At 61.4% G+C, this 1,564-nt stretch carries 2 protein-coding genes and 1 pseudogene; 2 read left to right on the forward strand and 1 reads right to left on the reverse strand.

All coding sequences use genetic code 11. The features are described from left to right. A pseudogene (locus FEM54_RS32330) lies at positions 1–155 on the forward strand (NAD(P)/FAD-dependent oxidoreductase); the annotation flags it as partial. Between the two features lie 12 nt (positions 156–167). Continuing rightward, positions 168–1,199 (forward strand): ABC transporter substrate-binding protein, encoded by a 1,032-nt coding sequence (locus FEM54_RS32335; protein ID WP_138454257.1) that lies wholly within the window; start codon positions 168–170, stop codon positions 1,197–1,199. Positions 1,200–1,238: 39 nt separating this feature from the next. On the opposite strand, the gene FEM54_RS34240 is transcribed toward FEM54_RS32335, so the two are convergent. After that, positions 1,239–1,564, reverse strand: a 326-nt coding sequence (locus FEM54_RS34240) for a hypothetical protein (RefSeq protein WP_171045965.1), incomplete at its 5' end; no start/stop codon positions are given.

A 1,564-nucleotide genomic window follows, 5' to 3' on the forward strand; every position in this document is an offset into this window, starting at 1 on the left:
GCAGCACCCAACCTGGCCTGCTCCACGGTTTCGGCTTTGCCGGCGCCGGGTTCCAGCTCGGCCCCGCCGTCGGTGAAGCCCTGGCAGAGATCGTCTGCACAGGCGCCAGCCGCCAACCCATCGAAGCGTTTTCCATTCGTCGTTTCCAAGCCTGAGAGGAAAAACCCATGAACCCACGTATCGCGCTGTCCTGCTTGCCCCTCGCCTTGCTCACCGCCACCGCCCATGCCGCGCCAACGCTATACCTGGGCATGAACGGCGGCACCATGGAACGGGTGTACGCCGACAAGGTGCTGCCCGCGTTCGAGAAGGCCAATAACGTCAAGGTGGTGATTGTGCCCGGCACCTCGTCGGACATCCTCGCCAAGGTCCAGGCCAACAAAGACAACCCGCAGATGCACGTGATGTTCCTCGACGACGGCATCATGTACCGCGCCATTTCCATGGGCCTGTGCGGAAAACTCACACCCAACCCGACCCTGGACCAGATCCCGGCCAAGGCCAAAATCAAGGATGAAGCGGTTGCCGTGACCCTGGGCGTCACGGGCCTGGGCTACAACGCCAAGATGTTCAAGGAAAAAGGCTGGGCCGCGCCCACCTCGTGGATGGACCTGGCCAATCCGCGATTCAAGGACAAGGTGGTGTTCCAGTCCCTGGCCTCCTCCACCTTCGGCCTGCACGGCTTCTTGATGTTCAACCGCATCCAGGGCGGCTCCGAGACCAACGTGGAGCCGGGCTTCAAGGCCTGGCCAAAAACCATCGGCCCCAACGTGCTGGAGTACATCGCCAGTTCCGCGAAGATTTCCGAGATGGTACAGACCGACGAAGCGGCGATCTTCCCGCTCACCCCGACTCAAGTGACCACGCAGCAATTGCTCGGCATCCCGATGGAATACGCCCAGCCCAAGGAAGGCGCAGTGGTGCTCAACGTGGCCGAGTGTGTCATTGCGCGTAATGACCAGCCGGAACTGGCACAGAAACTTGCGGCCTTCTTGCTGACCGCCCAAGCCCAGGCGCCGGCGCTGGAAGAAGGTGACCAGATCCCGTCGAATCCGACTACGCCGACCACCGACAAAACCCGCGCGCGGGTGGAGGCCATGCAAGGTTACTTGCAGACAGCGATTTCGATTGATTGGGACCAGGTGAACCAGGCGCGGCCGGAGTGGAATGCGCGGTGGAGCCGCTCGATCGAGCGGTAGCGGGCAGGCCTGGTGTGCTCCCGCGTGACTGCGCGGGAGCTACGGGCAGCGAATGTTTGCCAGTTTCAGTCGCATGTCGTGATAGCGGTAAGTGTTTAGCAGAAGTATTCCCAGCAGTGGAAACACAACCCCCAACAGATAAGCCAGCGCGTGGGGCCGGTATTGAATGGTCGGTGTCACCACTATCAAGCAGAGGACAAAATAGCCCGTCTGCCATCCAGAGGACGCAACGCGCCCGCGTGCCAGCATCCAATGGCCAAGGCCAGATAAAATCATCAAGCCCAGCAACAGCGCAACGGTACATCCGGTTTGCATCGCCGGGCCAAGGCGGCGCAAATAGGTGGTGCTCGCCAGAAAGGTAGCGG

This window comes from Pseudomonas edaphica (assembly GCF_005863185.1).
GTDB classification, from domain to species: Bacteria; Pseudomonadota; Gammaproteobacteria; order Pseudomonadales; family Pseudomonadaceae; genus Aquipseudomonas; species Aquipseudomonas edaphica.